This window comes from Marinicella marina (assembly GCF_030065545.1).
Lineage (GTDB): Bacteria > Pseudomonadota > Gammaproteobacteria > Xanthomonadales > Marinicellaceae > Marinicella > Marinicella marina.
Genome location: NZ_JASJNC010000001.1, coordinates 574953 through 584247, shown reverse-complemented (window position 1 = coordinate 584247; position 9295 = coordinate 574953). Strand labels below are relative to the sequence as shown.

At 43.3% G+C, this 9295-nt stretch carries 10 protein-coding genes and 1 pseudogene; 6 read left to right on the top strand and 5 right to left on the bottom strand.

The features are described 5' to 3' along the window. Positions 1-95 precede the first annotated feature (95 nt). The 3 genes from QNI24_RS02600 to QNI24_RS02590 all read right to left on the bottom strand — a co-directional run bounded on the left by QNI24_RS02600 (position 96) and on the right by QNI24_RS02590 (position 1644). Positions 96-338 carry a hypothetical protein gene (locus QNI24_RS02600; protein WP_267175861.1) on the bottom strand — a complete coding sequence of 81 codons (243 nt, stop codon included), beginning with the start codon at positions 336-338 and terminating at the stop codon, positions 96-98. Between the two features lie 138 nt (positions 339-476). After that, the gene (locus tag QNI24_RS02595) at positions 477-1037 is read right to left on the bottom strand and encodes a GrpB family protein (RefSeq protein ID WP_267175860.1); all 561 of its coding nucleotides are present in this window, start codon (positions 1035-1037) and stop codon (positions 477-479) included. Between the two features lie 115 nt (positions 1038-1152). Continuing rightward, the gene (locus tag QNI24_RS02590; protein WP_267175859.1) at positions 1153-1644 is read right to left on the bottom strand and encodes a GNAT family N-acetyltransferase; all 492 of its coding nucleotides are present in this window, start codon (positions 1642-1644) and stop codon (positions 1153-1155) included. 286 nt (positions 1645-1930) lie between these two features. Between QNI24_RS02590 and QNI24_RS15445 the strand changes: the two are divergent. The 6 genes and pseudogenes from QNI24_RS15445 to arsH all read left to right on the top strand — a co-directional run. Continuing rightward, a pseudogene (locus QNI24_RS15445) lies at positions 1931-2008 on the top strand (hypothetical protein); the annotation flags it as partial. A gap of 179 nt (positions 2009-2187) precedes the next feature. Next, entirely contained in the window at positions 2188-2526 is a 339-nt protein-coding gene (locus tag QNI24_RS02585) for an ArsR/SmtB family transcription factor (RefSeq protein WP_267175858.1), read from the top strand. Between the two features lie 130 nt (positions 2527-2656). Beyond that, entirely contained in the window at positions 2657-3088 is a 432-nt protein-coding gene (locus QNI24_RS02580) for an arsenate reductase ArsC (RefSeq protein ID WP_283708475.1), read from the top strand. After that, positions 3081-3329 (top strand): hypothetical protein, encoded by a 249-nt coding sequence (locus QNI24_RS02575; protein WP_267175856.1) that lies wholly within the window; start codon positions 3081-3083, stop codon positions 3327-3329. Before QNI24_RS02580 ends, QNI24_RS02575 begins: the two co-directional genes overlap by 8 nt. Positions 3330-3436: 107 nt before the next feature. Then, a complete protein-coding gene (gene arsB, locus QNI24_RS02570; RefSeq protein ID WP_267175855.1) occupies positions 3437-4444 on the top strand; it encodes an ACR3 family arsenite efflux transporter in 1008 nt (335 codons plus the stop codon). A 22-nt stretch (positions 4445-4466) separates the two neighbouring features. Further along, complete coding sequence (gene arsH, locus QNI24_RS02565) at positions 4467-5180, top strand: arsenical resistance protein ArsH (RefSeq protein WP_267175854.1); 714 nt, start codon at positions 4467-4469, stop codon at positions 5178-5180. 47 nt (positions 5181-5227) lie between these two features. Here arsH and QNI24_RS02560 read toward each other — a convergent pair whose 3' ends face one another. Both QNI24_RS02560 and QNI24_RS02555 read right to left on the bottom strand, forming a co-directional pair. Beyond that, entirely contained in the window at positions 5228-6910 is a 1683-nt protein-coding gene (locus QNI24_RS02560; RefSeq protein WP_267175853.1) for a serine hydrolase domain-containing protein, read from the bottom strand. 104 nt (positions 6911-7014) lie between these two features. Then, a complete protein-coding gene (locus tag QNI24_RS02555; protein WP_267175852.1) occupies positions 7015-9201 on the bottom strand; it encodes a M3 family metallopeptidase in 2187 nt (728 codons plus the stop codon). Positions 9202-9295 lie beyond the last annotated feature (94 nt).

Sequence of the window (9295 nt, the reverse complement as noted above, 5' to 3'; positions counted from 1 at the left end):
TGAAAATCGGATTCTCCACTCAAGGGGCACTTGCTTTGAATGCCCCAATCACAATTCGAACCCAAACTTGTCTGAGGTCTCTGTATTAAGAAACGTTAAATAATGGAGAAAGTGCCAAAAGAAAGGATTATTATTTCCCATGAGTTAAACTTTGGGGTGTCATGAAAGAGTCCTGTGAAATCAACAGCTCTGACCCCATTAATTGATTGCTTTTCACAAACCCTAGTTGGTTCCAAGCCAAATACAAAGGAAACTTCGCTCAATGGGACTTCATCTGGATCTACCAATAGTGTGACGTAAGTATCTTCACACTTTTCAAAATCATCAGTATATTCCACTATTTTTCCTGTTCAATATAACGTGGTGCTAAGTCGGCCAAACCGAGCGTTTAGTAAGGCGTTGCATACTAAGCGAAACGAAACGTAAGTGAAGATTCAGCTTGAGCAGCTTGTTAGGTGACACTGCACACTCATGAATTAGAGGCGCCAATCATTATGTAAGGACCACAACTTCGCCGCTTCATAGATTGTATCCATGTAGGGGTCTTTGATTGAGTAATATGCTTCTCTATCGTCACCAAAGCGTGATGCCAGTTCTTTTTTTACCTCTGCATAGGCGCGCATGACGTTACTATTATTGCGTAAAAAGTCCCTGAATAGGATTGGATATTCTTGGTTAACTCTACCATGTTGCCGCACGTGGATATGGGATATTCGACTTCCTGGCTTCTCACGAAAGTATTTTTTGCGCAATTCACAAGACTCGCTGCTATATCCTGTTAGCTTGTCAAATTGAATGTCACTTCTAAATACATATCCAGCCTCAATGAGCTTCTTCTCTATTTTGGCATCTCCGGTGTCACTGACTGTCACTTGAATATCAATGATATCCTTTGCTGCTAAACCATCTACCGCCGTTGAACCAATATGGTCGATACGCAGTGCCGTTGCACCGAGACATGACGCAAGGTCAGAAGCTAAGGAATCAAACTCATGCGTCCATCGAGAATCATATTCAACCATTTTTATTTGTACCATATTCCGATCTCATTCTGCATCTAACGCCTGCCGCAGCCGCTGCAAAGACTGGCGGTTGTTTTGCTGGTTTTTAGCAAAACAAGTGACAGTTTTTGCAGTCGGTTGCCGGCACTTGTTATGTTTTGACTAGCCATTTGTACATGACTAACGCGTTTACATAGCCTAATGATGGGTGATTAAAAGCCTTTGGAAGCTGCCCAACAGTCTCAAACCCGAGCTTAGTCCATAAACGAATTGCACCTTCATTGCTTGAAGCCACAAAGTTAAATTGCATAGCTTTATACCCTAGCTCTGTAGCTACTCTCTGGGAATGCTCACACATTGTGGTAGCTAGCCCTCTGCCTCTGGCTGCAGTGGAAACCATATAACCGCAATTACAGACGTGATTTCCAGGCCCAGCCTGATTTGTCTTCAGATAATAAGTGCCTAGAGTTATCCCTTCTTCTTCGAAGACAAAAACCTTTCTTGGTGATTCCAACCAAATTCTCTCTGCCTGCTCCTTGGTAGTTTCTGGATCGTAGGCATACGTTTCTCCAGCAGACACTATTTCACTGAAAATTGGCCAGATGCTTTCCCAATCTGCTTTAGTCGCCTCTCTAATGTTCATAGCTCGATATCTCTAGAAAAACATAACAATTTATTATGGGTGCATTAATGCTTACTATCATCTGAATTCCTTGTTAAAAGTGCATTAAAAAAACCATGATATTACCATAAGTTGTTGATTTCTTACTTGGCAGGGTTCTATTTCATGCACTGATAGCGGGTTATTGACAGATAAAAATGCACGGATGCACTATTATCCGGCAAATTCTTAATAAAAGTGCAACTTATGAAACTATTGGATCAAGTGTCAGTGAAGTGACGATTTTTGAAATCACAGCAAAAATACAGAAGCGACTTATGTAGTCTGGATTAAAAAATACATACTTTTTCATCAAAAAAAACACCCAAAAGATTTGGGTAACTAAAAGGGGTCTGACTACTTTTAGTTACTACTTTTAGTTACTAAACCGTTCTAAAAATGGATCCCTGATCTCGCCAACCGGCTCGTCTGGTATGACGGTGCGGGGTTCTGACTGACCTGATTAAATATAATTCATTGTAATTATTATTGCTTATTCGCATAAACGAATATACAATTGAATTTATGATTAACCCCACTGATTTTTTTAAAACTTTGAGTGATGCGACGCGTTTGCGCTGTTTGTTTTTGTTGTCGCGTTGTGAGAGTTTGTGTGTTTGTGATTTTATGGAAATTCTAACGGCACCACAGTCGCGGATTTCGCGGCACTTTAAGTATTTACGGGATGCGGGTTTGGTGGTGGATGAGCGGCGTGATCAGTGGGTGCATTATCGGATTAATCCGGATTTGGGGCCAGAGTTACAACAGATGCTGGCGGCGAATATGAGTCATTTGGATGAGCAGCAGCCGTTTGTGGAGGATTTGCAGCGGCTGAAGGTGTATCAAGAAAAGGGGTGTTGTTGATGGGAAAGACGTTAACGCCAAAAGTATTCATACTTTCTAGCTCAATCAGTACTAATAGATTACGTGCCTGGGTTCCTGCTCTCGCCTACCGGCTCGGCTGGAATGACGGTGGTTGGGTTTGGTGCTGATGATGAAGAAGAATATTTTATTTTTATGTACGGGTAATTCTTGTCGATCGCAGATGGCGGAGGGTTGGTTGCGGCATTTAAAAGGTGATGTGTTCAATGTGTTTTCGGCGGGCATTGAGACCCATGGTTTGAATCCGCATGCGGTGAAGGTGATGAATGAGGCGGGTGTTGATATCAGCGGGCAAAAGTCTCAACTGCTGTCTGAATTTGATGACCAACCGCTGGATTATGTGATCACGGTGTGTGGTCATGCGCATGAGAGTTGTCCGGTGTTCATTGGTGATGTGAAGGTGATTCATGTGGGTTTTGATGATCCGCCGAAGATGGCTTTGGCCTTCGATGACGAGGAAAGCCAGATGGATTGTTATCGCAAGGTAAGGGATGAGATCAGGGATTTTGTGGCGAGGATTGAATCAAAGTTAGACAATGTTTAAGTTAAGTTTTAAGCAATTATTTAAGTTGTCACTGGTGACATTCGTTTTGGCATTGTTGCTTTCTGTATTTGCAACTTGGTTGGATTGGCAGGTGAATCCAAGTGGAATTTTTTACAGCGAGTCGGTGATTCATTGGTCAGTGGTGTGGCAGACTTTGGGTAGTTGGATGTGGCCTTTGTGGCTGATGTTTTTGGCTTTGGGTTATGTGGGAATGGTTTTGGTTAGGTTGCTAAGAGGATAATACAAACTTACTGTTAAGTGACTTAATTACTTTGGGTTTATACAGCAAGACATTGGGTGCCGGCCTTTGCCGGCATGACGAAATTTTAAAATTTATTTGGGATTGGTATGGGGTTATTTGAAAGGTATTTATCACTTTGGGTGGGTTTGTGTATTCTGGCTGGTGTGATTTTGGGAAATTACTTCCCAGGGGTTTTTCAGCAGATTGCAGCGCTTGAATACGCGCATGTGAACCTGGTGGTGGCAGTGCTGATTTGGGTGATGATTTATCCGATGATGGTACAGGTTGATTTTTCAGCTGTTAAGGATTCTGGAAAAAATCCACGGGGCTTAATCCTGACCTTGGTGATAAATTGGCTGATCAAACCGTTCTCCATGGCAGCTCTGGGTTACTTGTTCTTTAAGGTGTTTTTCGCATCTTGGGTCGATCCACAAACGGCCAATGAGTACATCGCTGGTATGATTTTATTGGGCGTGGCGCCGTGTACCGCAATGGTGTTCGTTTGGTCGCAATTGACTAAAGGCAACCCCAATTACACCTTAGTACAAGTCTCGGTCAATGATGTCATCATGATTTTCGCCTTTGCGCCCATCGCGGCGTTTTTATTGGGTATCAATGATATCTCCATTCCATGGGAAACTCTGGTTTTATCGGTGGTGCTGTATGTGCTGCTGCCTTTGGTTGCGGGTGCGCTGACACGCAAAGTTTTGGCAGGGCGAATTAATGGTTTGCTTGGTACTTTAAAGCCTTGGTCAATGATTGGATTACTGGCCACGGTGGTTTTGTTGTTTGGGTTTCAGGCCGAAAAAATCATCGACAACCCAACAGCAATCGTATTGATTGCGATTCCGTTATTGATTCAAACTTACGGCATATTTTTTATCGCTTATTTCATCGCCAAACGCATGCGCCTGACGCATGACATTGCGGCGCCTGCTTGTATGATTGGCACCTCAAACTTTTTCGAGCTGGCGGTGGCAGTGGCCATTTCCTTATTTGGTTTGAATTCGGGTGCGGCACTGGCCACCGTGGTTGGGGTGTTGGTGGAAGTGCCGGTGATGTTGTCTTTGGTGGCTTTTGCTAATCGTACGCGGCATTGGTTTGAGCCGAAGTGAATGGAATTAACTGAGAATAAATATGAATAAAGCATTACCAAATATTGACACCGAAAGCATCAAACCGATTGATCAAGAGACTTTGTTCAATAATCAGGTTTCAACGCATGCACCGCGGATATTGTTGTTGTATGGCTCCTTGCGAGAGCGGTCTTTCAGTCGCCTAGCGACCGAGGAAGCGGCGCGGATTTTGCAGTATTTTGGTGCGGAGACCAAAACCTTTGATCCCACCGGTCTGCCACAACCTGATACCGATGATGGCACACACCCGAAAGTACAAGAGTTACATGAATTGGTGAACTGGTCTGAGGGCATGGTCTGGTGTTCACCAGAGCGCCATGGTTCGATGACTGGTATCATGAAATCACAAATCGACTGGGTGCCCTTATCAATCGGTGCGGTGCGGCCGACCCAAGGTAAAACGCTGGCAGTGATGCAAGTCAATGGCGGTTCACAATCGTTCAATACCGTTAATCAGCTGCGGGTATTGGGTCGCTGGATGCGTTTACTGACCATCCCCAACCAATCATCGATGCCCAAAGCCTGGTTAGAATTCGATGATAACAACCGCATGAAACCCTCATCTTTATATGACCGCATTGTTGATGTGATGGAAGAACTGGTTAAGTTCACCCTGCTCACCCGAGACATCAAAGACCATTTGGTCAATCGTTATTCAGAGCGCAAAGAAGATCTGGCGGCGTTCAAAAAACGCATCAGTGAACGGTCTGATTGATACTTCAACCAGACCAACTCAAACTACTGTTTTTTAAAGAAGGATGCCTAACGTTTAGCAAAAGACAGATTTTTAACCCGACCTGCTGCCATTTTGAAACCTGTGATGACACCTTTTTGCCTCATAAAATCCAAGACAATGCCATTAAACATCAATTGATCAATGGCTGAAAATTTCAATGGGATTGGATCATTGTTACCAACACGAACTGTCAGTGTTTCATCATCCAGTTGTATTTTATAAACCACATCTAATTCTTTGCTGTCATAATCACCAACAAAATCCTTAATCACTAGGCCGCTGGTATCAACAGTTTCTACCCGCTTCCAAATAGAATGACTGCCATTTTGTGTGAGGTTTATCACTTGAGCCTGATTATTTTTAAATTCATTAAAGGCAAAGATGAAGGCATCATCACCGATGATTTTAAATGAGTTCTTTGTGTCTTCTATTGGCTCAAAGTCATACTCTTTTTCATTCCAAAGCTGATAGGCATGCAAAACGCCTTCTTTAACACTTACTGTTAATTTAATGCCAGGTTCCAATTGAAAATCACCAACTAAATGCTCTAATGGTGCTTTACTCTCTTGGGTGTTAGACTTTTCTTTCTCAGCAGAATCTGCCTCAGTTGTATCTTCTGGTTCTTCTTTGAAGTCTTCCTTGAGGAAAACGTCAGCCACTTGAAAAGCCATAGATGTTGGATTGGAATCACTTCTATTGGCAAATACTGCAACTGTGAATTTTTGTTCTGGAAACCTCAATAGCTCAGCTCTGAAACCGGCAAAACCACCTGCGTGACTGACCGTTTCTAGGCCTTTGTATACACCCATACCCAAACCCGAAGCATATTTAATCTGTTTCCCACTATTGAGCACTGTCTCAGTAGTCATTTCTTTCCAGAAATTTTCACTTAAAATTTCTGAATTATAGTAAGCATCATCCCATATTTTGATGTCGTTGATGGTGGTAAATATGCCACCATCTCCTATCATATTCAGTGTGGTCATATTGATCTCAAACTCAGTAGCCTCCTCATTTATGGGGCTGTAGCCTGAAGCGCGGTTTTTCACGATGGTTTTGTGGTTGTTATGAAAATGTGTGTTGTGCATGCCCAATGGCTTGAATATACTCCTTTCTGCGTATTCAGCCATATCCATACCAGCTACTTTTTTAACAATCTGACCTAATAACCAATATCCAGAATTGCTGTAAGTATATTCCTCGCCTGGCATGAAGTTCAGTTCTGTTTGACTGACTAGCCACTGCATGACATCTTTGTCTTCGTAATAGTCCTCCTCATGCAGGCCCTTGAGGTATGCCAAGGACAGATAATCTCTAACACCACTGGTGTGGTTCAACAATTGTCGAACTGTTATGTCTTTGGCGTAATCAGGAAAGGCTGGGAAAAAAGAATACAGTGTATCAGTTAACTTTAATTTGCCTTGTTCAGCTAATAACACAATACATGCAGCGGTGAATTGTTTAGAAGTGGAACCGATTCTAAACACTGAATCTGCGTTGATGGGCATATCATATTCTAAATTGGCCATGCCATACCCTCTGGCATAGATAACTTTACCGTTTTTAAAAACACCTACGCTGGCACCTGGCGTATCTGTTTTATGCCAACTTGAAAAAATTTCATCTACCTCTTTTTTATGTGTTTCATTGGCCGATGCAGCAGATGTCACTAACAGTAAAAAAATCAAAGCAGAATAGACGTTTTTCATGATGAGCTTCCCTCATTAATTGTTTTATTTTAGAAGAATTGATTTCACATAGCAAAAAGCCACCCTAACAAGGGTGGCTTTTGTCGGCTTAAATGCTTCAGCTTTTAATCATAGCTTGTATCAGAGCTATTATCAGCTGCAGGCACTGGGAATCCACGGTCACGCATCAAGGCATCAATTGCAGCATCGCGGCCGCGGAACTTGCGGTAGGCTTCAGCTGGGTCCATGGCATTGCGCGGCGCGAATAGGTATTTGACCATTCTGTCGGCCACTTCTTTGTCATAGAAACCACCTGGTGCTTCTTTGAATGCTTCTGCGGCATCTGAAGTCAACACATCGGCCCACATGTAACCATAGTATGCGGTGGCATAGCCTTCACCTGAGAACACGTGTCCGAAGTGCGGTGTGCGGTGACGCATCACCAATTCATCCGGCATGCCCAAAGCTTTCAATGTTTCTCTTTCAAATTTATCTGGGTCTAAACCTTCTGGGTCGGCCATGTGAATCTTCATGTCAATCAAAGCCGAGGCCAAATATTCAGTGGTAGCAAAACCTTGGTTAAAGGTGGCTGCATTCTTGATTTTAGCAATCAACTCTTTCGGAATCACTTCCCCGGTTTTGGCGTGTTTCATGTACTTGTTAATCACTTCATCGGTCGATAACCAACGCTCTAACAACTGCGACTGGAATTCCGTGTAATCGCGCACACCTGAGTTAGATGATGGGTATTTCACATTGGAGGCCAAGAAGTGTAAAGCATGGCCAAACTCGTGGAAGAAAGTGGTCGCATCGTCCCACGAAACCAGAACAGGCTCACCTGGCGCAGGTTTGATGAAATTGGAATTATTTGATGATAAGACCGTTTGTTTACCGGCATGTGATTCATGCGAACGGTATTGGCTGGCCCAAGCTCCTGAACGCTTACCTGGACGTGCAAACGGGTCCAAATACCACAAGCCAATGTGTTCACCAGAAGTTAAATCATTCACTTCCCAAACTTTCACATCAGGATGGTACACCGGCACTTTACCTTCAGGCAAAGCGGTGAATTTGAAGTTAAACAATTCGCCTGCGACATAAAACATGGCTTCAGTCAGGTTACCTAACTGTAAGTACTGCTTCACTTCATTTGAGTCCAGGTCGTATTTTTTCTTGCGTACTTTCTCAGCATAGTAGCGGTAATCCCATGGTTTGATGGTGATGTCATGGCCTAATTCATCAGCCACGGCTTGCATGTCAGCGACTTCTTCTTTGACCCGACCGATGGCTGCTGGCCAAACCGCTTCCATCAATTTCATGGCATTTTCAGGGGTTTTGGCCATGCGGTTTTGTAAACGCCATTCTGGGTAGTTCTCGTAACCCAAAAGTTCTACACGTTCACGACGCAGTTTGAGGATTTTGGCGATGTTTTCGTTGTTGTCAAATTCATCACCGTTATCACCACGTGAGTAGTAATTGTTCCAGACTTTCTCACGCAAAGCACGCTCATCTGAATAGGTCAGAAATGGATCCATTGAAGATCGGGTATTGGTAACAGCATATTGACCAGGCTTGCCTTTTTGTTCCGCAGTATTGGCTGCCGCTTTAACAAATGATTCTGGTAGGCCACTGAGTTGGTCTTTGTTCAAGTATGTCACGTAACCTTCTTCGTCATTCAAAGTATTGTTGGCGAAGTTGGTGTACAAGCTGGATAATTCTTTGTTGATCGCCGCGTAACGTTTCTTTGAGATGTCATCTAAGTTGGCACCGTTCATGGCGAAACCTTCATAGGTAGTTAAAACCAGTCTTTGTGCTTCTTGCTCGAGTGGATTTTTCTTGGCATCATCATAGACTTTCTTGACGCGTTCGAACAGTTTTTTGTTTTGTGAGATTTTAGAGCTCATTTCTGAGAACTTCGGTGAGTACTCCATCTGTAATTTTCGCACTTCTGGCGATGATAAATTACTGCCCCAAATACCAAAATAGGTGAAAGCACGGCCGAGTTTTTCGCCGGCTTTTTCCATTGCTACGATGGTGTTCTCAAAAGTAGCCGGTTCTGGGTTGTTGGCAATCTTTTCATAATCTGCCAAGTTTTCAGCAATGGCCACATCAAATGCTTCAGGTACGTATTTAAGGTCCATTTTATCAAAAGCAGGCACGCCACCAAATGGGCCAGTCCATTCTGCCAACAAGGGGTTTTCTTGGGTTTGTTTCGCGGCTGTTTGTGACACAGCTGGCGCAATGGATGCAACACCCAAAGCCACGGCGAAAGCGGTGCGCTGTAGCCAGTTTTGGTTTCTGTTTAAGTTCATGGTTGTTCTCAGTATAAAAATTAGGGTCATTATTTTAAGGATGCTGCTGTAAAAATAGTGCCAAAAGTCCTTTTTAGTGCGTTTCTATACCTAA